This is a genomic window from Streptomyces sp. NPDC028305, assembly GCF_055569495.1.
Genome location: NZ_JBVHTN010000007.1, coordinates 450,625 through 476,854 on the forward strand (window position 1 = coordinate 450,625; position 26,230 = coordinate 476,854).

A 26,230-nucleotide genomic window follows, 5' to 3' on the forward strand; every position below is an offset into this window, starting at 1 on the left:
CACGGTGAGTTACGGTTACGGCGGCGAGCGGTACGAGGCCGACCCGGCCCGGCTGATCGCCATGATGGATGAGATCCGAGCCATCGCCAAGCAGGCGAGGGAGCTCCCGAGCGGATTCACCTCGGCCCTGCAACCCACGCGGCGGTGGTACGGGATCGACGACGAAGTCGCCGAGGGGTACGGCCCCCAGTACGAGAAGACCGTCGAGGGCGTCAGCGACACCTTCTTCGCCATCTCCGACGCCGTCATCGGCGTGGTCGAGGGCCGCCTCCAGGAACTCCAGGAGGTCCGGGGGGCGGAGTCCTTCGCCTTGGACAGCGTGGACGAACTGCGGCAGGCCGTGAACTCCGTGGGCGGGGACGGCACCCAAGGCGGCGGCGGAAAACATTGAGCGGTGCCGACCGGGGAGGCTCCGTCCCCGAGGACTCCATCGAATTTCCCGATGACGTCCGCAAGATGCTGTTCGCCCTGGGCCTCGAGCCGCCGCAGGCGTCCTCGGACATGGCCTATGGCAGCAGCATGCCGTTCGACGAGTACGCGCAGGCGCTGCTTGACCTGCGCGATCGCATCATGGACTCGGTCAACCGGGTCGACGGCGCGCTGCCGACGCAGGTGGCCGACGTCTACAAGCAGGCGATGGCGATGCTCACCGGCGCCGGTGGCCAGGACGCCATGGGGGAGTTCGCCGACAACCTGAGGGAGATCAGCAAGGGGCAGGTCGGGCACTCCAGAAACATCATGGAGAGCAAGTGGGAGGTCATTGCCGAGATCATCCAACTGATCATCGAGCTGGCCTTCATCGCCGCCATGGCGTTCTTCACCGGCGGGCTGTCCTTCGGCGACGCCGTCCTGGCGAGGACCAGAAGCCGTCTGGCGGTGCTGATCATCCTGGACCGGCTGCTGCGGATGACCCATCTGGCGCCCACGTTCAGCGAGGCACTTCAGGAGGCTTTCACGACCTTCGCGGTACGGATGGCGATGCTGGGCCTGAACAAGGGAGATCGCCGCCCCGACGGGATCGACTGGGGCAACATCGGCAAGTCCGCCGCCTTCGGTGCCCTGGCCGGGTTCTTCATCAGCGGCCTCTCTTCGGTACTCGGGCCCCTCTTCAAGAACATCTTCAACAACTTCGGCGACAACAAGTGGGGGAACTTCGGCGCGGAGCTCTTCAACAGCTTCGGAAGCGAGGGCGTCGGAGAGGCGTTCGCCGAGTTCCTGATCAACGGCCTCTTCGAAGGCAACTGGAAGTTCGACCCCATGACCATCGTGAGCGGTGGTCTCGGCGGCGCCTCCGAGCACATCATCGGCAGCGGACTCGGCTACCTCGGCAAGGGCCTGAACACCAAGTTCATCGGCGGCAATCTCTTCAGCATCATGCTGTTCAACGACCGACCGGGGCCCAACTCCGTCCTGGGCGGGGGCGGTGGTGGCACCGGCTCCGGCGGGCCGGCCACCGTCGACACGGTCACCAACGACACCCCGACCTCCCACACCCCGACGCCGCCCCCGATCACGACGCCACCCCCCACACCCGTGCACACGACGGTCACCCCTCCGATCGTCCACAACAACGACGTCGACATCCCGGCGGGCGACGTCCCGGATCTCTACCCGGACTTCGACCCGGAGAACGCCCCGTACTCCGACAGCGACACGGACTCGATTCTGAGTTCGACCTCGAACTCGACCTCGAACTCGGACGCGTACTCGGACATCACCGACTGGGACGCATACGAGGGCACCGACCCAGGCACCGCCCCGGGCGCCGTGCCGCTGACCATTCCCAAGGCCGGGGCCCCCGACCCGCTGCCGCTGTCGTCGAACACCCCGCGGCGGGACACCACAGCCGACAGCAACCCGCTCCCGGATCCCGCGTCGGCCGGCCCCACCGCGCTCGTGCCCCCGGGCACACCGTCCGCCACGCCCACCCCGACCCCCTCGACGACGCCGTACGCCTCGCCACGCGGCCGCGACACGGACCTGTACGGAGACGGGTTCGACGCGACCCCCGACGACACGCCGGACACGACCCCCGCCCCGGACACCATCACCCAGGACAGCGACGACAACCCGGCGGCTGCGGACCCGGTCCGGGATCCGGTACGCCCCGAGCAGTGGCGCGGGCGGCAGCAGGGGTCCCCGACCGAGATACACACCGAGATCCGGCCCGCCGCCGACGACCAGACGCAGGACCAGGACCAGGACCAGGACCAGAGCCAGGAACAGGGTCACGGCGGCCCGGTGACCCAGCCCGCCCAGGACCCGACGGTCGTCCGCACCACGGTCCAGCGCGTCCAGGCCGACGACGGCCGCTGGGTGCGCAACCTGACCCTGGACCTCCCGGTGCGGTTCGGCGACGGGTTCTCCGCCGACCGGCTCCAGGAGTTCCAGGAGCGGATGCGCGGACTGCTGGACACCCAGGTCAACCACGGCCTGCCACTGCCGCGCTCCGGCGACCAGCTGTACATCGACCTGAACCTCGTCCACGACCCCGGCAACGCCGAGGCCATCGAGCTGACCGAGACGGCCAACCCCGCCCCGTCCGATCAGCGCCACGTCCGGATGTCCCCGGATGACCCGTCACTCGGCGGACCCGAGCGCGCCCGGCGCCAGCTCCGCAACGACGGGACCGCGCTGCGCCAGGTACTGCGCTACGCCGGCCTCGACGTGGATCCGGACGCGCTGCCAGGCCCCGCCGTACGCCCTGACCACCTCCAGACCGTCGAGGACCTGACCGACACCGGCCCGGCCGTGGCCGACCAGGCGCCGCCGCCCACCCCCTCCGTGGCCGACCACACCCAGCCCACCCCGCCCGTGGCCATCGCCACGACGTCCACGACACCCACCAGCACCCTCACCGAGGCCGACGGCCCCGCCGCCCTCACCGAGACCGTCGACACCGACCCGGCCCCCGTGCCCGAGCCGACGGTCCTGGCCACGGCCTCCTCGTCGCCGGTCGACCCCGCTCCGCGCAAGCCGGTGATGGTGGAGCCCGTCGTCGACCCGGTGCGCCCCGAGCAGTGGCGCCCCCGGCGGGAGGGGGCGCCCTCGGCGCCCCTGTGGACCGAGCGCTACGACCCGGCCGCCGACCCGCTGGCTGAGGGTCCGGGCCGCGGGCCGCAGACGCTGGGCGGGCGCGACACCGTCATCCGTGCGTGGATCCGGCGGGTCCAGGCCGACGACGGCCGCTGGGTGCGCAACCTGACGCTGAATCTGCCGGTGCGGTTCGGCGAAGGGTTCCCCGCCGACCGGCTCCCCGGCTTCGAGGGCCGGATGCGCGAACTGCTGGACACCCACATCAACCACGGGCTGACGCTGCCGCGCTCGGGCGACCAGCTCCACATCGACGTGAACTTCGTCCACGCGCCCGACCACCCGGAGGCCATCGAGCTCAGCTCGACCGCCGACCCCACCGAGTTCGACCAGTTCTCTTTCCGGCTGTACTCCGACGACCCGTCTCTCGGGCCGGAGGAGAACGCGGTGCGCCGCCGCAAGAACGACGCCCGGTCGCTGCATGAGCTGATGCACTTCGCCGGTCTGGGGGACCGGTCGCGCGACCCCTCCTCGCTCTTCCGCCGCATCGAGAACGGCTCGGTCGACAGCGTCGGGATCATGGCCGATCCGAACACGCTGCCCGACCGCGCCGTGCCGGCGCACTACCTGCGGACCATCGAGGACGCCGCCGACTCCGGTCCCGCCGTGCCCGACCACCCGGTCTCGGCCCGGCCCCTGCCGACCACCACCTCCGGCGACCCGGCCGATCTGCTGCCGCCCGCCCAGCTGCGACCGGCGCATCCGCCGTCCCAGGCGAACGTCGGGGTCACCGCGGCGCCCAAGGACGTCGAGGACATCAAGGAGCTGTGGGACCGGGCGGTCGAGCGCCAGGGCCCCGGTGGCGGGCCACTCACCATCACGGTGGACGGCGCCAGCGTGACCGCGCCGCAGCTGATGACCGCGGTCCTGGAGCGGCTCGGCGCCACGGACCGGGCGGGCGATTTCACCGTGCCCAAGCCCAAGGCCAAGCTCACGGCGGGGGCCACCCACAAGGTGCTGCTCTCCTTCAACGCCGACGGCCACCGCGGAACCGTCAGCCGGGAGATCCGCATCGAGTCGGCGCAGTCGGCCACCGCCCCCGCGTCCGGGCCGGCCGGCCCGCCGCGTCCCCCGTACGACCCGGCGACCACGCCGGAGGCCAACGCGCGGGCGCTCACGGTGGGCCGCGACGTGGCCGCGCTCATCAACGGGCTGTTCCCGGGCGACGGGCGGACGCGGGACGTCCAGGGGCCCGTCGTGCTCACCGGCGGCGCCCAGGCCAATCTGCGCTTCGGCAGTCCGCGCCCCCTCGCGGGCCTGGACTTCCGGCTCGCCACCCCGGATGTGCGGCTCCACGAGGACCTGCTCAACCGGGCCCTGGCCGAGCACTTCCCGAGCCCGCCCGGCGCCCCGCTGGGCGTCCTGCGGCAGGACGGGCGCGACCCCCGCGCGCTCAGCGGACGGATCAACGGCGTCGACATCACCATCGGCCCGAGCACCGACCCGTACCGCGACACGGACGAGGCCGACGGCATCGCCGTCCCGTCCCTCGTCGACTCCCTGGTCGACACGGCGTACGCGCTGGCCGCGCGGCCGGACCGGCACAAGCGCGGCTCGGACCTGTTCGACCTGCTGTGGGCGCTGGGCGGGCACCCGGGCCTGGACGCGGCGCTCGCCGACGAGCTGGTGCGGCGGCGGGGCTCGGAGTACGCCGCCCAGCGGCCGGCCCAGGCGAAGGCGGATGTGACGAGCCAGTTCATCGACGTGCTGAACGGGCTGATGGGGACCAGGGCCGCGCGCGAGGCCCTGGAGGCCCAGTGGCGTGAGTTCGGCGCCACCCCGGAGGACGTCCAACGGCTGCGCACCACCCTCACCGACCTCGCCGACAGCTTCCGGGCCGGGTCCGGCCCGCACCGCGCCCTGGTCCTGACGGCGGGCAACTTCACCGGCGACATGTTCGGCCTGGCCACCGCCCTCTCGCTCAACCCGAAGCTGCACGTCGGCGTGGTGACCGGACCGCGCACCCGCGACCAGGTCGGGCCGTTCCTCCGGAAGACCCTCACCGCCCCGGTGCACGCCCGCCACGCCCGGGCGATGGCCGAACTCGAGGCGAACACCGGGCTGTCGCCGAGCGAGCGCGCACAGGAGCGGGACCGGCTCACCGCCCGGCGCGACGCCGAGCTGCGCGCACAGGAGGACCGGCTCCACACCCTCCACACCGACGACCCGCACCAGCTGTACACACAGACCGCCAACGGCTACGAGGCCCTGCCCTACGACGCGATGAGCCCGCCCGTGCCGGCGGGGCTGCGCAGCACCCGGTTCCAGAAGCCGACGAAGTACGCCACGAGCGAGGTGGCGCAGGTATGGGACGGCCAGGGGCGCTCGCGGGCGAAGATCCGTGGCGCCTGGGGCCTGGACAACCACCACACCGAGCGGGTGCGGCGCTTCCTCGCGGCCCGCGGAGTGCCGGAGGGCGGCCCGCATGTGGTGCTGTGGTCGCGGCTGGGCAGCCGTCAGGAGGGCGACGCGCACCCCCAGCACGACAGCGGCACGACCGGGCTGCGGCAGATCATCGACCATCTGCCACCGGGCACGAATGTGATCATCGCGGGCGACAGCGCGCAGAGCGGCGCGCTGAAGCGGCTCGCCGACGGCTATGACAACGTCCACGACCTCACGGAGTTCTGGAAGACGGACGACTGGCGGCAGGCGTTCCCCGACGAGACGCGCGAGGTCCAGTTCCAGGTCTTCGACCACCTCTCCCAGGCCTCCGGCGGCAACCTGAAGCACCTTGGTTTCCGCAGCGGCAACCTGGAGGGCTACGCCCTGATCGGACATCAGGTGCGCTACCTGGAGGAGTCCGGGAACCACCAGGCCAAGCGGATGAAGGCCTGGCACGACCCGAAGATCGGCTATCAGCGGATCACCGTCAACAAGGTGCCGACCCTCGCCGGGCAGTGGGTGGTCAAGAACGCCGAGGTGACCGGCAACGAGGCGCCCGTCCCGTGGTGGTCCGACCTCGACAGCGCGAACACGGGGTCCCGCGCGCGGCTGAAGACCGAGTCGCTCGCCGCCTTCGGCATCAAGAACACCCCGGCCCAGCGCGGCTTCGACCCGCTGGACCTGGAGGCCATCGGCTCGTATCTCGGCTTCTCCGCCCAGGGCTCGCAGGGCGCGCTCGACGCGCGCCCCCTGCCGCCGCCCCCCGGCACCTCGGCCCCGTCCCCGGCCGCCGACCCGACGGGGCAGCGGCCGCGGGCGCGGCGGCCCGCCCCGTCCCCGGCCTCCCCGGACCGCGTGGCGGACCTTGCCGCCCGGCTGCCGGGCATGCCGGCGGCGGAGCGCGCGAAGGAGCTGGCGCTGCTGTCGTCGGCCGACCGCGAGAAACTGGCGTCGGACCCGGCGCTGATCGACGCGCTGGAGGCCGGGCTGCCCGCGCCGGAGTTCGCCGCGACGGCCGCGCGGCTGCTGATCCAGGTGCCGGAGGGGGTGAACCAGCCCGACGCGGCACGGCGCGAGGTGCTCGGCCGGCTCACGCCGATGCTGAGCAACCGCAAGGTGGCGGCCACCCTGCTGAGGGCCCGTGCGCGGGTCGTGGTGGTGCCCAAGGACGAGGCGATGACCTCGCTCGCCCCGTTCCGCCATCTGCGGGGCAAGCCGGTCGGCCCGGACGGGCGGGTCTGGGACACCGTGCGCGGCAAGGGCGGCCGCACGACAGCGGTGACTGAGGAGAACCTTCTCGGCAAAGAGAGCACCATCGGCGACGAGCACATCTACGCCAAGGGGTACTCCACCACCACGCACGAGTTCGCGCACGCCATCCATCAGCACGGGCTCTCCGACAAGGACCGCAAGCGCATCCGGGACGCCTTCTACGCCAAGCGCAACCGGGAGCGGCGGTCGCAGCTGCCGGGCTCCAAGGTCCCCCCGCCGCAGTGGCCGGACGGAGTGGCCAGGGACCTGGCGGGGCAGCCGGTGCTGAACTACTCCGCCCGGGACGAGTACGAGTTCTTCGCCCAGCTGACCAACGCCTACCTCGGGACCAACGAGGGCACCGACCCGTACACCGGGCAGCGCCGCAACAACGGGGCCCAGTGGGTGCGGGAGTACGAGCGGGGACGGCCCAAGCGGGAGCGGCTGTTGCCCCTGCTGGAGCGGCTGTACGGCACGAGCCGTCCCGAGGCCGAGAACAACCTGTACGAGGGGTTCCGCGGGCTGTGGGACCAGGCCGAGAACACCCACCGGCCCCAGCCGCACGTCCCCGCGCCCGCGCCCGACCCCGCGCCCACCGCTCCGGCCACCGTGGACACCCTCGGGACCGACGGGCGGACGCCCCCTCCGCCGCAGACCACCACCCAGGACCAGCAGGAGCGGAACGGAGACCAGGACGGAGACGGTACCGAGACCCCCGAGACCGGTACGGACACGCCGGAGACGACAACTCCCAAGGACCCGCTCAGCATCGAGCACCACCTCGACCGCCGCCGCCCGCCCCGCCTCGACCGCGGGCTGCCGCCCGCCCCGCTGGAGCGCGAAGGCGCCCGGTTCACCGACGGCAGCCGGATGCCCGCCCCCCTCGACGGCATCCGGCAGCTGATGGCCGACCTGCCCGAGGAGGTGCTGGCGCGGTCGGCCGCCTTCGGCACCAAGGACTTCACCCTGCGCGGCACCGATCAGGCGCTGAAGGAGCTCGATCGCGAGCTGCGGGCCAGGCCGGGCGCCCGGCCCGGCAAGCCCCGCTCCGGCGCCCCGCGCGACACCGGCCTGCTCGCCGAGGTGGCGACGGCGCTCCGCGAGGACCTGAGCGGACTCAGCGGCGACGGGCGCGAGTTCACCTACACCGACGAGAAGGGCCGGGTCCGGGTGCTGCATCTCGCGGTGCGCCACTACGGCGGCTGGGAGCGTTTCGCCGACACCTCCGACGGACCGCGGAAGATCGAGTCGACGGCGCGGACCCAGCGCACCACGGGACGCACCCCCACCCAGAGCACCAGCTACGCCCTCAACCCGTTCGTCCCGCTGTGGCCGCTGACCAAGCCGCTGGACGTCTTCGGCCGGGTCGGCCTGCGCTTCGCCCGCACCCACGCCGTCGGTTACACCCTCACCTCCCAGGCCACCAGCCAGTCCAAGACGAGCAGCACCGACACCTCGCACCGCTACCTCGACGACGCCTACTACGAGTTCACCGTCACCGATGAGCAGGGCCGGCCCGTGACGGAGGACGGCGGCCGGACCCCGGCGACGTTCGGCTTCGGGATGCGCGGCGGGCTGTCCCTGCGGCTCTCGGACAGCGCGGTGACCGAGTCCAAGCCGGGCCGCATCCCGCGCCTGATCGGCTACCAGGGCCGGCCGCACCACCGGCTCGTCACCACCGAGGACTTCGGCCCCCTCATCCATGTCAGGGACTGGGCCGCCGGGCAGATCGGGGCCCGCCCCGGCTCCTCGGCCCACCGCGAGCTGGACGCGTTCATCTCGTCCCGCAACTTCCAGCGGATGTCCCGGGTCCTCGGCACCGGCCGGATGACCACCGCCCCGCTGTTCGCCGACGACAAGCTCCGCACGCCACTCGGCGTCTTCACGGTGCAGGTCCTGCCACGCCGCGCCATCCTCGTCGACGAGACGACCGCCTCCGCCCTCAAGGACGTCACCGCGCTCACGCTCACCAACGAGCGCAACCTCTCCATCGCCACCGGCCAGGAGATCAACGGCTCGGTGGGACCGGCCTTCAACTGGCTCGGTCTCAACGGGGACCAGCTGAATCTGCGCTTCCTGCTCGGCTTCGCCGCCCGGTACGGCCACCGGTCCACCCGCGCCATGAACACCGGCGGGTCCGGCGCGGTCAAGACCGAGGGCGAGGCCAAGAACACCCCCGTCGGCCTCTATCTCGTCGAGAAGGCCGTCGTGGTGCGGCGCGCCGGCCGCGACCGCACCGGGGACACCACCCCGGGGCCCGAGCACACGGCCCGGGTGTTCGTCACCTGGAGCCTGGACCGGATGCCCCGCTCCGAGGCGCGCCGGCTGGCGGGCTGGGACGACGGGACACGGCTGCGCATGCGCAGCGGCGCGCCCGAGCCGTACGCCCCCGCGTATCTGACCACCGACCGGCCGCCCACGCTGGGGGTGGCCAGAGTCGAGGAGTTCACGGCCGACGACGCCACCGCCGACGACGCCACCGACACCACCTGGCTCGACAGTTTCGCGGACGCCATCCTGCGGGAGGCCGCCCGCGCCTACCCGGACCTGGTCGCGCCGCTCGACGAGCTCGACCCGGACAACCCCCGCTGGCGCGACGCCGACCACTTCCAGACGGCGCTCGCCAACACCCTGGAGATCCTCACCACCCTCTCGTACCACACCATGGCCGGCAGCCTGGAGACGCTGACCACCAGCGGCGTCCGGATCCCGCTGCGCGAGTCGCTGCGCTTCAAGCGCGGCTATCGCTATCTGTGGCTGGACGGCGAGCTGACCGGCCGCCGCTACGAGGGCACCCAGACCGGGCTGAAGATCAAGCACTCCGCGCCCGGAGGCGAGAAGCTCGACAGCGACCACGGGGTGGTCCACGACCTGGAAGCAGGCATCGAGGGCAACGGGACCCTGCGTACCACGGCCGCCACCGCGCTCGGCCTCGCCAAGCACTCCGGCAGCCTGTTCCTCGGGCTGAGCGGGGGCCGCGGCCGCGGCCAGAACAGTGTGTTCGGGCCCAGCACCGCCGTCGAGCGGGCGGTGGCGAGCACCCGACCGCCGCATCTGTACAGCTACCGACTCGGCGTCACCGTCAGCCGTGGCGGCTACTGGCGGCTGCCCGGCCTGCTGCGCGGCTTCGCCTCCGCCGGGCTGCTGGGCACCCAGCCCTTCGTCTTCCGCGAGAAGCCGTCCGATGTGATCGGCACCGCCACCGACGGCACCCCCGTGGGCGGCGGCCCGCTCACCGGGCGGGTGCTGCTCAGCATCCTCGACGAGCACACCTCCGCCACCGACCCGCACGCGGCGGGCACGGCCAACCCCTATCGCGACTTCGAGGACGGCATCGACAGCACCCCGCTGGACGACGCACAGGCCCTGGCGCTCGCGAAGGCCGACCACACCGCGCTCGACGGCGCGGCCCGCCGCGCCCAGCAGCCGTTCGCGGGCCACGCCCAGCTCACCATCGCGGTCCTCGGCCAGCCCGCCCTCATCCGGGCCGTGGAGGAGTCGCTGCGGGGCGCCTCGGGCGGGTCGTGGCATCTGACCCAGCAGGGCGCGCCCGCCCATGACGCGGCGGTGCGCCCGTTCCAGGCCCCGTATCTGACGGCCAACGCCGACCAAAGCCTCAGCCCGTCGGGCTGGCGGATCACCGGGCTGTGGGCCAGGGGCCCGTATCTCAACCGCGGCGGCGTCCTCGCCCACCGGATGACCGTGGCGGGGCTGACGCTGCTGTCCGAACCGGCCCCGATGGCCGCCGCCCTGAAGATCACCGGCGGCACGCAGTCGGGCGGCAAGAACACCGTCACCTACAGCTTCCTCTTCGGCGGGCGGCTCTCCGCCTTCCAGCCGCACGGCGGCGAGCGCGGCGCGGCCGGGTTCTACTCGCTGAACATCAGCCCCTGGTCGTACGGCCGGACCAAGGGCGACACCATCAGCCGGTCCGTCACCAACGAGGTCTCCCGGCAGGACAACACCCACCAGGTGCTGGTGTCCGGCAACGCCGAGCACGAGATCGCGGTGGCCTCCAGCGCGCTCGGCACCACGACCGGCGCGGGCAGCCGGCTGGTGCCGCGCGGCCTCGCCGCCGCCTCGGGACGGCTGCTGGCCGTCCCCGGCGGCTGGATCGGGCTGCTCCCCGAGTACAGCGCCGTGGAACTCCGGCTGATCGACGACGGCTGGGGCGCGGTGCCGCACTACGACGCGCAGACCTGGTCGCCGCAGGCGTGGCTGGCGGGCAACGCGCTGAGCGGCTATCCGCTGGGCGAACTCAACGCGGCCGCGGTGCTGGACGCCTTCGACCGCGCGCTGCGCGGTCTGTCGCTCGACGAGACCGGCCGCAACGCCCTGCTGCGCCTCGCCTCCGGCCGGCTGCTGCGGGCGCTGCGCGGCGACATGGAGGGCACCGGCTCCACGGTGCCCGCCAGGACCGGGCGCTGGGGTTGGGACGGGCTGCGCATCGGCGGCCGCCAGGTGCGGCTGCGGGTGCAGCTGATCGCCGGCGCGCCGCAGTTCCGCCGGCTCGGACACGGCATCGACTGGGAGGACAACCTCGCGGCCACCGAGTCCACCGGCTCCAGCCTGAGCCGCACCCGCGGGCCGGACTTCGGTCTTTCGGTCGGCGAGAACGCGTACACCCACAACCCCGACGCCCCCACGGCGGGCCCCGGCTACAGCGAGACCGGCTCCGGCCGCAAGACCCTCACCGCCAGCCACTCCTCCAGCCCGATGACGACCTGGACGGTGGCCACCAGCGAGCCCTACGCCGAGTACGACACCCCCTACCGGCTGCGGATCGTCCTGGAGGTCGAGGACGCCCCCGACCCCGCCCCGCCGGCGGCCGCCGACAGCCGTGTCAGACACCTGACCCACCGGGCGCGGCAGGCGTCCCGCTATGTCCGGGGCAAGCGCCGCGTCGTGGAGGAGGGGGACGTCGGCACGCTGCGCAAGCAGACTCCGCTCAGCCTGATGAGCCCGGACCCGGCCGGCCCGCGGACGGCCCCGGCCGCCGTCGACCCCCTCGGGCCGCCCACCCTTCCCGCCCCCTCCGACCCGCGGCCGGCGGCGCCCCCGTCGCTGCGCGGGGACGGCGACTGGCGGCGCGTCACCTTCCTCGACGGCACGCAGGGCGTGTTCGAGATGCCCGCCCAGGGGTTCCAGGTCCGCGGGGTCATCGGCTTCGAGCAGGTCCGGGCGGGGAGCTATCTCGCCCTCGCCAAGGCGTACGACATCGGCTTCAAGACGGACGGCGACGACGTCCTCGTACGGGCCAAGGACACCGGCCTGACCGGCCTCGGTACCGGCTCGGCCCACACCCTGGACGAGGGCACCGGCAACATCGTGCTCGCCGCCCACTACCCGCTCACCCTCGAGCCGGTCGGCTACCAGGTGCCGGGGCTCACCGAGGACAGCCTGGTCGGCGGGGCGGACGGTCAGCTCGCGCTCTACTCCAAGCCGCACTTCGGCGGCGCACAACTGCTGACGGTGGCCCCCGGCACCAACCTCCAGATCGCCCGGCGCCACGTCACCGCCGACGGGGTGGCCGCCTCGGGGTCGGAGGGCCAGACCTCGGCCGTCGACGCCGCCGTCTCCGCCTCGATGGGAGGCGCCGGCTCGACCAGGCCGGGCGCCGCGGCCACCGGCCCGAACACATCGCAGGGCGAAGGCGCGGGATACAACCGCGACTTCATGGCGGAGATCTCCGTCAACGACGGCGAGGACCGGGCCTTCCTCTTCGCCGTCCCCACCACCTGGCTCAGCAGCGCCACCGTCCACCGGCACATCAGGGACAGCGCCATCGGCCGGATGGTGGCCTCCCCGTTCCACAAGCTCATGCCGGGCCACTTCGGCTCCGCCGGACGGCAGGCGTTCGAGACGGACGCCGCCGTCATCGCCTGGGTACGGGAGGACGTGGCCCGCCAACTCGGCCTGATCGACGACACCAACTTCCCCGCGGAGGCCGGGAAGGCGTGGGACGCCGTCCAGGAGGCGGCCAAGGCCTGGACCGAGGCCGACGAGAAGTACTGGGAGACCCGCCGCCAACAGGGCTCCGGACCACGTGACACCCTGGCCAGGGCGGAGCGCGAACTGCGGGACCTCCAGCGGCAGCTGACCGAGGCGCGGGACGCGGAGGTGGCGGCGCGGCGGCCGCTGGTGGACGCCAGGGCCGCCGCCGTGGAGGCGGACCGCGCCGCCGGTGAGCTGGTGGCGGACGCGCGACTGCGCGTCGAGCGGGAGCGCGGCGCGGCCGCGGACGCCGCACCCGAACACGACGGCTGGGCCGAGCTCCAGCGCGAGGCGCTGACGGACGCCCTCCGCGACCTCGCCACCGCCGAGACCAGGGCGGCCGAGCTGCGGGCCGCGGCCACCGAGCGGGTGGCCGAGGCCGAGCGGACCACGGCCGCCGAGCGCGGGCGGACCGCGCGGGAGCTCCAGGCCGCGACGGCCGCGGAGCGCAGGGCCACCGACACCCGGGACGCGGCCCGGCAGGCCCTGCAGACCTGGCAGGGCACCCTCGACACACTCCAGGCGACCGCCGAGGCGCTGGCCACCGAATACCACCGGGTGCGCACCGCCGCCGACCGGCTGACCCGCTGGCACCGGCTCAACGCCACCGAGGAGGGTCGCACCCGGCTCGACGGGCTGCCCAAGCCGCCCGAGGTGACGTTCACGGACCCGTCCAAGACCGCCGCCGCGGACACCGAGGACACCACGGACACCGACACCCAGGACGCGCCGCGCTACACCCAGGAGGACGGCGACGAGGACCCGGCGGCGCTCATCGCCCCGGACGGCGAGCGGTTCGCCCTCCTCGATGTGCCCAGGGACGGCGACGCCTTCTTCCACGCGCTCGCCGAGGGCCTGCACCGGCTGGACCCCGGCCTGCTCGCCGACGCGGGCCTGGACCTGTCCAGCCGGGCGGCGCTGGTACGCGGCCTGCGGGAGCTGCTGGCCGCCCGGCTGGCCGACCCCGCCAACGCGGATCTGCTCGACGTCCTCGCGCCGGACACCACGGACACCTTCACCGACGACGAGATCGGCGGCGCCTGGATCGAGCTGGGCGAGGACACCGCCGAGCGGCGGGAGTTCGAGGCGATCGGCGTGCTGCCCGACTCGCTGCCCGTACGCACCCGCTCCCGCCTCGCCCTGGCCGTCACCCAGCTGCTGCGGCCCGGCGGCACGGCGGAGCGGGGCGGCTGGGACCACGCCGCCGCCGACCTGCTGCCGCTGCTCGCGGCGCGCACCTTCGGCGTCCCCGTGCGCGTGGTGACGCCGGACGGAAGCTTCCTCCAGTTCTCCCCGGACGGCTTCTCCGCCGACGGGTCCGGCGCCGACGCGGACCCCGTGCAGCTGTGGCTGGGTGGCGAGGGCGACGACCGCCACTACCAGCTGATGCTGCCCGAGGAGTCCGTCGACTCGAACCCGCCACCCGGTCTGCCCGCCCCCGCACCGGCCACCACCACCGCCCCCGCCCCCGTGGCAGCCACGGGGACCCAGCGCCCGGCGCACACCACACCGCCCTGGACGGCTCCTCAGGACGGCCAGGATGGCCAGGACGGGTCCCGGTTCGACGCGGCGAAGGACCACCGCACCCTCACCGGCCCCGACGGGCGGGTGTACGACCTGGTGGAGGCCGAGGGAGACGGCAACCGCTTCTACGCCGCGGTGGCGGCGGCCCGGCCCCCGGCCACCGCCCGGACCACCCCGCGGGGCGGGAACACGGGACCGGGCGTACCGGGGGCGACCCCGCTGGCCGACCTGTCCGCCACCCAGGTGGCGCGCCGCATCGCCACCCGCGTGGCCGCGCAGCCCCTGCCGGACGGCGCCCGGCTCGACCCGTCGGCGACGTTCCGCTGGGAGGACGTGGCGGGGCTCACGCTGGGCCTCGACGCCACCCGGCGCGACGCCCTGCGCGGCGAGATGCGCCGCACCGGCGGCCGGATCCCCCAGGCGACCCGGAACGCCGACCGCAACGGGGAAGCGCTGCTGCGCGTCCAGTTGCACGCGGCCCGCCGCTGGGACGCCACCACCGCCGCGCTGGCCGCCGAACTGACCGCGCGGGCGCAGGGGATCACCCTCACCCTGGTGTCCGAGGACGGCACCCACCGCACCTTCGGCGACCCCGCGGCCACTCCCGAGAACACCGTCACCCTCTATCAGCGGGGCGACGAATTCCTCCTGGCCCGCCCCCGCCCGCGCCCCGCAGAGGACGAGACCGGCGACGTCGAGGACCACGTCAGTGACGCCGAGGACGAAGCGCCGGACACCGAAGACCAGGCCGGGAACACCGAGGACCGGACGCGGGACACCCAGGACATCCCCCTGCCGCCCCCGCCCGGAAGCGGCCCGGGCCACCGTCCCCTCATCCCCGCGAGCTACGCGGACCTCCAATGGCTGCGCTACCAGCACGAGTCCGAGGCGTACGAGCGCAGGCTCGGCGACTACCTCTCGGAGCATCCGCAGGTCGTCGAGCAGATCTCCCGGTTCGCCCGCCTCGTATGGGAGAAGACGCCCCCGGCGCTGCGGGGTCTGCTCGGGACCTACGAGCAGGAGGTGCCCGGCGCGGTCGGCGTCGAGCCCAAGACCCTGGAAGAGGTCGTCCACGACGGCAACTTCCGCGAGCAGTCGACCCTCGTGTGGAACGCGCTGCGCCGGGGCCTCTTCCATATGCTGCTGGGCACACCGACCGACCAGCCGCCCATGATCAACGACGAGCGTCGCTGGCGCGGCACCCCGTCCGACGGCCCGTTCGACCGGCGTGCCCCGGAGTACATCGTGCCGCCGCTCAGCGCCCGCGAGCGGGCGTTCACCTCGGACGGCGCCACCTGGAAGCCGGGCGAGGAGCTGTCGGGCATCAACCACGAACCCCCGGCGCGGCTGGCCGAGGACCCCCGCCCGCTGACCCTGGAGGACTCCCCGCACGCGCGCGCCCAGCGCACCGGCGGCCTGATCAAGACCGGCAGCTCGGGCACCGTCTACAGCCTGCTCGACGCCGCCGAGGACGCCAACGAGAAATGGGACGCGGGCCTGGACCTGCGCTGGTTGCGGCTGGCGTACGTCGGCTCGATGCTCGCCGACCGCCACCACACGTTCCATGAACTCCTCAGGGCGACCGAGCTGTGGGCCCATGAGGAGGACCATCCGGACCGCAGCGAGCTGGGCTTCGACTACGAGGACACCCGGCGCCGCTACCACCGTCTGTCCCCGCTGTCGGAGGAGGAGCTGCGGGAACACGTCGCGATCGGCGGGCGGTTCCCCGATGAGCGGATCCGGGAGTACTACGCGGACACCACCTCGGGGGCCCCGCCGGGCGCGGCGGCCCCGCGGCTGTCCCGGCTGCTGCCCCGGGATTCGTGGTGGCGACTGTTCATCGACCCCAATGTGCACGCCGAAGCATTCCGGGCGACCCCCGAGGACGTGGGCGGCCACCTCGACACCCGGACGTACCCCGGCTATCGGCTGGGCATGACCGAGGCGTACCAGCAGGTCCTGGACGTCGGCGGCACCGGACGCGACTGGTCGCGCATCGACGCCGACGCGTACGAGGAGCTGCACAACATCGCCACCCGCCATCTCAGGCCGGGCGAGGGGCAGAACGTGGCGACCACGTGGTCGGGCCACGAGGGCGGCCGGATGAAGACCACGATGCGTGGCACCGGCGCCGACCATGTCGCGGCGGACATCAAGGACGACGTGCTGCTCGGCCGCAGGCTGGTGTTCTCCCTGAACGAGCCGCGTGAGCCGGGCATGGCCAAGCCCTGGGTGGTCTTCCACCACGGGCAGCGCGGCGGACAGATCTCCATCGACTACGCCCCGGGCGAGGCCCGTCAGGTGGTGCAGGCCGCGCTGGACCGCTACTACGGCGAGGTGGCGGTCGCGGTCACGCCCGACGAGAAGCTGCGGGCCGTCGCCCGGGTGACCCGGGCCCTCCAGATCCTCCAGCCGTTCACGGACGCCAACAGCCGGGTCAACGTCCATCTGCTGATGCAGAAGTTCCTGCTGGAACAGGGGTTCCGCCCGGCGGTGCTGATGGATTCGCGCTCGCTGTTCCTCGGCGGGTTCACCGTGGACGAGATCGTGGCGGGCCTCAAGGAGGGCATGGCGCGGTTCGCCCGGCATGCCGCCCAGGCGCGCTGGGACGGGTTCAACGGACCCCAGGGGCCGCCCGCCGAGCTGGTGGTCCGGCTGGCCACCACCCTGGGGCTCGCCGACGCCGACCCGGAGGCGCGGCGCCGCGAGGTGACCGCCACGGTGCGCACGGCCCGGGCGCTGTTCGGCGACGCGTTGTTCGGCCCCGATTCCCGCTCGGAGGCGACGGACCTGGCGCGGCTGGCGGCGGTCCGCTCGCTGAGCGGGCCGGCCATGGCGCGGTTCCCCTCCGGTACCGCCGCCGAGGCGATCACCGCGTACACCCGGGAGGTGTTCGGGCTCGGCTCGGTGGACGAGGTGAGCGAGGCCCACATCGGCGCGCTGACCGACGCCGCCACCGAGGCGGCCGACCAGGGCCGGCCCCTGGACCTGGACGTCCTGCGCTCGCTCGCCGAGCCACCGGCCACCGACGCGACGGCGGAGGACGCGGCGTCCGACCGCTCTCGGCCGGCGTCGCCGGCCCCGGAGGGCGCCGTGGAGCCCGCCTGGGACACCCTCGTCCACCTGGCCCCGGACGACGGCCGGAAGACGCTGGAGTTCCGGGTCTCGGAGCTGACAGAGGGCGCTCCGGTGCGCGAGGCCGACGAGCTGGGGGAGGCGCTGCTGCCCTCGGTGGCGGGCGAGCCGCTGGGCGGGGTCCGGCTGGTGCTACGGGCCGACGCCGGGGCGTTCGGGAGCGATCCGACGGAGACGGTCGCGGAGCTGGCGGACAGCCTCGCCGCCCCGGTCGACCTGCTGCTGGCCGCCACCGATGGCACCGTACGGCTGCTGCGGTTCGACGAAGGCGGCCGTCACACGGACCTCGGCCCGGTGCTGAGCGCCGCGGACCTGTCGGTGCTGCGGTCCGAGGCGGTCGCGGAGGTACGGACCCTGCGGCGGCTGGCGCGCGACGCACCCGTCAGCCTGGACGACGAGACCGTGATGCGGGCGCATCAGGAGCTGTCGCCCGATCAGTGGCGGCGGACACTGCGCCAGCGCGGCCAGGCCATCGCCCAGACCCTGGAGACCGGCGACATCGTCAGGGCCCGCGGTGGCGCGCCCCGCGGCGACGGCTCGCGTGGCGAGAGCTCGCGTGGCGAGAGCTCGCGTGGCGAGAGCTCGCGTACCGCCCGCAACCGCCCGCCCATGCTGGACGTACTCGCCGAGGACGAGGAGCCGGACGAGGACGAGGCACCCACCCCCGGCCCCAGCGCGCCCCGGGGCCCGGGCGGACCGCCGCCCGGCCCGGGGCGGGCCGCCGACGAGGCGCGGCACGCCGCGTTCAGGGACTCGCTCAAGGCCCGGCCGCTGGTGACGACCGACTACGAGGTCATCGACCCCAGCGGGAACGGCGTCCTCTTCAGCCAGCCGTCCGGCGAGTCCCTGGGCGTCTGCTACCCCCTGGGCGGCGGGCCGGACCCGGATGTCGCCGCGCTGTATCTGCCGACCCAGGGGTACTACCCCTTCCGCGCCGACGCCCGCCCCCCGCTGCGTATCTCGGCGGACCGGACGCTGGCGCTGCGCAGCGACGACGACGGCGCGCAGGGCAACCCCCAGCAGGTCTACGCGACCCGCAAGGCCATCGAGCGCTCGAACGCGCAACTGGCCCTCTACGACCGCGGCGTCCGGCTGAAGGCGAGCGAGGACATGGCCGTCGTCCTCCCGTCGGAGGACGGCACTCCGGGCGAGCCGCTGTACAAGGTGGAGCCGGAGTTCCTGACCCGCAGCGGCCGTTCGGAGGAGGAGATCTGCCGCGACTTCGCGCAGATGCTCGCCGGCGGGACGGCCGTCTCCCACATGGTGTTCGAAGACCCCGACGGCGACGGGGTGACCACCGTGCCGGTCAACGCCCTGGACGGGTGGGAGATGACCGGCACCCACCATCTGGCCCAGGCGCTCTCCGGAGTGGCCGACGGCGCGGCCGACGTGGAGCAGGTGAATCCGCGGTGGGCCGCGGACCGGGCGCGCGAGGACGACCGCCCCATGGGCGGCATGGGCGGCCCGCTGCCGGGCGAGTCGTACGGCAGCGCCCAGAGCTACGAGAAAGAGGACGACCCCCGGCGCGAACGGCTGGACGAGGCGCTCCGGCGGATCGGCGCCAACAGGAACGCCTGGGCGCCGGTCGGTTCCGGCTATGTGATCCAGTCGATCGGGGCCGCGGACGAGCAGGGCCGTCCGGCGCTGGACCGCAACTACGCCAAGCCCCCGGGCGCGGAGGGTGTCACCTTCGGCTACCACTTCGCGCAGGTGGTGATGGCCAGCGAGGACGGCGCGTACCAGGTCACCCTGGAGAACCACGCGCGCAAGGGATATATGAGGTCCCTGCTGTCCGGGATGGTCGAGGAGAACCGGGCCCGTACCACCCCGGAGGGGCTGCGGCGGCTGGAGGCCGGACTCCGGCGCAGGGTCGACGAGGCACAGACGGACGGCACCGGCGAGCGGGAACTCGCCAACCTGCGCGCCTATCTCCAGCTGACGGAGGCGCTGCTCGCCATCGGCCAGGCGGAGGCCGACGCCCGTACGCACCCCGAGGGCAGCCCCGAACACGCCGCGGCGCTGGACCGGATGGGCCGGGCGCACACCCGCGCCCAGACCGCCATCCGGCGCGCCGCACCGCTGATCCGCAACGAGGACCAGTGGTACTTCCGCGTCTTCAGCAAGCGCCAGGGCGAGACCATTCACGAGGTCAACGCCGATCTGCTGTCGGACGGCCCCTCGGCGGAGGCCAACCCGCTCACGGCGGTGGTGGTCCACGGCCACCGGATCACCCCCAAGACGGTCGCCTTCGCCGAGGGCGAGCACGAGGTGACCGCGGAACAGAAGAAGACCGTGATCCATGGGCTGGCGGCGACCGTGGCGCGGGTGGGGCTGTGGAACCTCGCCCATGGCCTTCCGCTGCCCGACATCACCGTCACCGGGCGCGCCAACAACCGCCGTTTCTCGCTGGGGAGCGGGGCGAAGAACACCGGTCAGATCCGGGCCGAGAACATCGCCAAGGCGGTGCGCGAAAGCCTGGCCGAACACCTGGAGCGGCTGCAGAGCGGGCTGGAGGCGCCCCTGCTCACCGCGGACCGGTTCCGTATCACCGAGGTGCCCGAGACGGCCCGCGGTGGCGGCGACCCCGCCAAGGGCCGCGAGGCGACCATCACGGTCGACGACCACCGGGGCTCGGCGTCCCCCGCGACACGGCCGGGCCGGCCGCGCCGGCAGTCGACGGCCGGGGACTACACCAACGCCCCGGACCGCGACGCCCCCCGTTCCCACCAGGCCCCCGCCCCGGCGTCGTCGGCGGCGCCGACGACGGCCGCGCTCCGCGATGCGCTGCCGCCGGTCCTGCCGCCCCGGTCCCATGTCTCCTTCGCCGACCGCTCCTCCGCGCTCGACACACAGCAGGGCGCCCTCGTCGATGAACTGGGCCGCCAACTGGCCGAGGTCGCCCTGCGGGACGCCCGGGCCGGTCTCGCCCCGCCGAAGGTGAAGGTCACCGGACACCGCGACGGCACCGGATCCGTACGGCCGGACGTCGGCCAGGGCAGCGGCACCCTGGACCAGGAGCGCGCGGATACGGTGGCTGATGCGCTCTTCGACAGCGCGCACACTTACCTGCGGCGGGCCCAGCGCAACGAGCCGTCGACCGCCGGGCGGATCGACGCCCGCGACATCCCCATCGAGGCCGTCGGCCAGGGGCGGACGCACGGCACGGACCGGCGGCCGCGCGCCCGGACGACGGTGGAGATCGTCCGCTCACGCTACTCGGGGGCGGTCGAGCGGCTGGACACCCTGCGGCGCACGGACCCCGACCCCGCGCTGCGCGAGGGCCCGTTCGACCCCGACCCGCTCGTCCGCCGGATCCTGCACCTGGCCCCGGACGCGCCGGTCAGCGGCGAGCAGCGGCGCGAGCTGTACCGGCTGGTGGACGAGGCCATCGCGGCCGACCGGGCGGGCAGCCTGGCCGAACTCGGCGTCCAACACCTGGTGAAGCGGGGCGTGTTCGCCAAGGCCACCACCATCACCTCGACCGGCGGCAGGACCATGGGCCGCAACCTGACGGGACGCCCGATCGGCGCCTTCGACCGGCGGTCGTACTTCATCCAGAACCCCGACGGCTCCCTCAGCCGGCCCATCACGGGGGAGTGGTGGCGCAGGCCCGGGGCCAGAACCCCCTATGTCGTGGTGGCCGAGGGCGGCCACGACCACATCATGGTCTCGCTGCCGGGCTCCGCTCCCGTGCGGGTGACGCTGGAGGAGTTCGCCGCACTGCTGGTCAGGGACCCGGAGCTGCTCGGCCTCGACCCCGACGTTCCGGTGCTGCTGGCCGTGCCGGGCGCGGGCGACCGGGGCCTCCTGCTGCCCCGTACCGGGGCCTTCCGGACCAACAGGACGGTCTGGGCGCACAGCGGCGAGGTGACCGTACGCTCCGGCCGGATCGTGGTGATCGACCGCGGGAAGGGCGGACCGCCCGTCGGCGGGTGGATCGGCAGCGAGCCTGACGATCTGGACGAGGAGGACATCGCCGCGGCGGAGGGCTTCGTCCGTACGACCGACGGACACCTCATCCCGGACAGCGCCGTCAAGCACACGACCATGGTGGCCGACGGGCGCCCCTACGGCCGCGCGAGCTTCAACGACGCGGACACGCGGATACGGGAGGGCACCTTCGAGATCCTCCCCGACACCGATGAGTACATCGTCCTCGACCCTGTCACCGGGCAGCCGGTGGGTCCGCCGGAGAAGGTGCCGTGGGCCGGCCGGAACGCGCACTTCGTGAGCACGCACGCGATGCCCAACCGGTTCAAACTCACGGACGACAGTGACCGGTCCTGGAGCGTGGACGGGGACGAGATGGGGGGCTTCCTGGAGCGGCGTCCGAGCATCCGGCGGCTGCGCCCCGAGGACGTGGTCGTCACCATGAGCTGCTGGATCGACGCGCGCGCCGACGGCTACCCCGAGGTCGGCAACCTCAGCCGCGACACCGCCGCCGCCGACCCGCTGGAGACCGTCTCGGCCATGCAGCGGGTGGCCAACAGGACCCGGCGCACCCACTTCAGCGCCGATCGGACCTCCGGATTCCGCGCCTCCCAGGGGCGGCACTCGATCGTCACCGACCCGCAGCTCCGGCCGCGCCGCTGGCTCGAGACCCGGCCCGAGCCTTACGGCGCCGAGCTGGACGAGCTCGCCCGGATCGCGGGCCTGCACAGGGGGGAGGGGCGCGCCCCGGCCGAGGTCAGGAAGGTGACCCTGCGGCTGGTCCGGGCGCTGCGCATCACCTTCGGCGTCACGGTGGAGAACGACAAGGACGGCCCGGCGGGCGAGTACCGGCGGCTGCTGCGCGGCATCGGCGCGGTGGAGCGGATGCGCCGGCGCGGTGCCGACGGGCGGTTCCGGATGGAGCTGCTGAGGCGCGCCGCCCTGGGCCATGCCGGGGTGCTGCCCCGTGCCGGCGGCCGGCCGGCCGAGCCGACGCCGGAGCAGGTCAAGGCGCTGCTTCTCGCCGCGCCGTCCGCGCCGCGCGGCACGGAGCTGAGCGAGTTCGTGTCCATGCCGTCGGTGGAAGGGGGCGTGGACCTGCTGCGGAGGGTGGTCGGCGGAGACCGGCTGAGCCTGAACGAGCGCGCGGCGGAGGTCCTCCACCTGAACTCCCCGGACCAGGTGACCGACGCGGACCGGGAACGGCTGCTGTGGGCGGTGATCGAGGCCCATGAAGTGCTCTCCGACACCCCCGATGTGGCGGCGCTGGCGGCCAAGGTCCTGCACCTCGGCGACGGGGCGGGGCCGCTCGACAGGGCGCGCCACGCGGAACTGGTGTGGCTGATCGCGGCGGCGTCGGCCGCGGGCCGTGATGTCCACAACCCCACCGCCCTCGCCGCCCACCACCTCCAGCTGAACGGAGCGCTCTCCGACGACACGCTGATCCGCACCCCCGGTAGCGAGGCGAGGGGCCGCGACTGGACCGGTCAGCGCTCCACCAAGCCGCTCGAGGTGGCGTACTACCTGGAGTCCCCGGACGGCACACTCGAAGGGGCCTTCGAGGCCCGCACCCCGCGGTACACGCCGTGGAACGTCGACGGCACCTCCGATGTGCCCAGGGCGCGGCTCCCGTTCTTCGTCCTGGCCGACGGCGGCGACGGCCACATCGACATGCCCTGGCCGGACGGCTCACGCCGCCGGGTGCCGCACGACGAGATCGCCGAACTGCTCGTCCACGACCCGTGGCTGACCGTCAGGCCCCCGGACGCCGAGATCGCGGTGATCAAGTCCCACGCCGGCAGCGGGAGCCGCAGCCTGCCGAAGTCCCTCAACAGCCGGGCGGCGACCGCGCGCACCACCGTCTCGTCCCGTGGCCCGGTCACCGTGCACGACGATCCCCTGACCGGTACCCGCGTCATGGTGGTGACGGCGGCCCCCGGGCAGAAGCACCACTGGCAGCGCGGCCGTCCCGCAGCCCCGGCGCCTGGTGCCGCGCGCACCGCGACGACCTCCGAAACGGACACGTTCAACGCGGACGACCCGTCCAGGGACCGCCGCGGGGAGCCGGTGTCACGCGGCGGCGCCGGGCCGCGCGGCGGCCTGCCCCTGGCGGAGGGTTCACGCCCCGCGCGGAGTCGGCCGCCCGTGCTGGACGCGCGCATCATCGCCGCGGCCGAACCGGGGCCGCAGCGCGCCCTGCGGCGGGTGAGGGGGCGCATCGGTGGCGAGACCCGGCCCGCCGCGCCCCAGGAGCCGCGCCGGCCCGGGCCGCTGGTGACGCGCGACTACGAGGTCATCGACACCAGCGGCGACGGTGGCGGTGTGCTGTTCCGGCAGCCGGACAACCCCGTCCTGAGCGTCGCCCATCCCCTCGGACGGTCGGCGTCCCGGAGGGCCGCGCTCTACCTGCCCAGCCAGGGCTACACCGAGACCCCGACGGACGAACGTCCCACCCTGCGTTTCTCGGGGGACCGGACACTCGCCGTCCAGAGCGGTGAGAACGGGGAACTGGGCTTCAACCAGCAGGTCTACGCCACCAGGAAGGCCATCGAGCGGGCGAACGCGCACATGGCGGAGGCGGGAAACCACGTCCGGCTGACGGCGCACGAGGACGTGGCCATCGTCCTGCCCACCGCGGACGGCAGCCGCGGTGAGCCCCTGTTCAAGGTGGAGCCGGAGTTCCTGACCCGCAGCGGCCGTTCGGAAGACGAGATCTGCCGCGACTTCGCGAGGATGCTGGCCGGCGGGGTGCCCGTGTCCCACATGGTGTTCACCGACCCCGACGGCGGCGCTCCGGTCACCGTGCCCGTCAACGCCTCCGACGGCTGGGAGGTCACCGGCACCCACCATCTGGCGCGCGCACTGGCCGAGGTGGCCGATGGCCTGGAGGACCTGGAGCGGGTGGATCCGCGCTGGGCGGCGGCGCGGACGCGGGAGGACGACCGCCCCATGGGCGGCGTGGACGGACCGCTGCCCGGCGAGGCGTACGGGAGCGCGCAGAGCCTCGAGGAGGGGGACAACCCGCGCCGAGAGCGGCTGGACACGGCGGTGAAACGGATCGGCGCCAACAGGGGCGCCTGGGCCCCGATCGGCTCCGGGTATGTGATCCAGTCGATCGGCGCGGTCGACGATCAGGGCCGTCCCGTACTGAACCGCAACTACGCCAAGCCCCAGGCCGGGGAGGGCGTCCCGTTCGGATACCACTTCGCGCAGGTGGTGCTGGCCAGCGAGGACGGCGCCGACCAGATCACCCTGGAGAACCACTCACGCAAGCTCTATATGAAGTCCCTGTTGTCCTGGATGGTCGAGGAGAACCAGGACCGCTCCACCCCCGAGGACTGGTGGCGTCTTGAGACCGGACTCCGCCAGAGGATCGAGGAGGCCGAGCGGGACGGGACGAGTGCCCGGGAACTGGACCGGCTGCGCGGCTATCTGAAGGTCACTGAGGCGCTGCTCGCCGTCGACCGGGCGACGGCTGACCGGGACGAGCACGTCCGGGGCACCCCGGAACACGCCGCGGCACAGGGCGAGCTGGACCGGGCCCTGGGCCGGGCCCAGGCCGCGATCAAGCGCGCCGCCGCGCTCGTCCGGAGCGAGGACATGTGGTACTTCCGCATGTTCAGCGGGCGTCAGGGCGAGAGCATGCACGAGGTCAACGCCGATCTGCTGTCCGACGGCCCCTCCGCCGAGGTCAACCCCCTCACGGCGGTGGTGGTCCACGGCCACCGGATCACCCCGAAGACCCTCACCGTCGAAAGCCCGCGACAGGTGACGGCCGACCAGAACCGCTTCGTCATCAACGACCTGGCCGCCACCCTGGCCCGGGTGGGGATGTGGAACCACGCCCACGGACTTCCGCTCCCCGACATCACCATCACCGCGCGGGACAACGTCCGCGACTCCAGGGCGGGGCGGGCGAAGGACAGCGGCCCGTGGCGGGCCGAGGCGGTGGCCACGGCGCTGCGGGAGAGGCTGGCCGAGCATCTGGCCCGGCTCCAGAGCGGGCAGGGGAGACCACGCGTCACGGCGGATCGGTTCCCCATCACGCCGGTGTCCAGAACCGCGCGCCCCGGTGGCGACATCAGCCGGACCCATCAGGTGGCCGTCACCGTCGACGATCACCGGGGTTCGGCGCCGATGACGCTGCCCGTCGGACTGCGTGGCGGGACGAGGGACGCCGACGTGGAGCCGGTGGCACAGGGCTGGCCGGTCGGTCATGAGCTGACCGTCGGGGGACCGCGGTACGGCGGCGGTGTGCGCGAGGTGCCGCCGCCGGCCGCGCCGGAGGGGAAGGGCAAGTCGGCGGAGCAGTGGCGGAAGTTCGGGCGCCCCTCTCCGAACCAGTCCACGCCATGGGGCTACGAGGTCAGCGACGCGGGGAGGATCCGGCTTCCCGACGGCGAGGTGCTGCCGTCGGAGGGGTGGCAGCGGTTCGGCGACGACTTCGTCCATCCGGCGGCGGGGGTGCTGCTGCGGGGAGACAGCGGCTGGATCGGCCGGGTGACCAATATCGACACGCTGTGGGACGCGCTGGAGCTGCTGGATCCCGGGACGGCGCCCTACCGGGTGGTGGTGGACGCGTCGGGGATCCATCTGACACCGGTCGCTCCGGCCAACGAGGGTGCCAAGGCGATGCAGTTGCCGTGGGAGTCCCCCGCCGAGGACGCCGTCGCCGACGAGGTGTCCGAGAAGGCGCTCCCGCCGCTGGACAAGAGCCGCACCGTGCCGGTGAAACTGCTGGAGGAGATGGGGGTGAAGCTCTCGACCTCCCAGTACGCCCAGGCGGCGCTCCTCGTCGACATGCTGCCGCTCGTGGACGTCGAGCTCACCCCGGCCCAGCAACTGCTGCTGCTGACAGCGGACCCGTCCTACGCGGCCGACGGTCCGGGAGGGGACAGGGCCTGATACGCCGGTGGCC

2 protein-coding genes are annotated in these 26,230 nt (G+C 73.6%); both read left to right on the forward strand.

Annotated elements, in window-relative coordinates:
- Positions 1–4 precede the first annotated feature (4 nt).
- A complete protein-coding gene (locus ACZ4WQ_RS31640; RefSeq protein ID WP_311725528.1) occupies positions 5–391 on the forward strand; it encodes a hypothetical protein in 387 nt (128 codons plus the stop codon).
- The gene (locus ACZ4WQ_RS31645) at positions 388–26,217 is read left to right on the forward strand and encodes a lonely Cys domain-containing protein (protein ID WP_468022622.1); all 25,830 of its coding nucleotides are present in this window, start codon (positions 388–390) and stop codon (positions 26,215–26,217) included. Before ACZ4WQ_RS31640 ends, ACZ4WQ_RS31645 begins: the two co-directional genes overlap by 4 nt.
- The last annotated feature ends 13 nt before the right edge of the window (positions 26,218–26,230 follow it).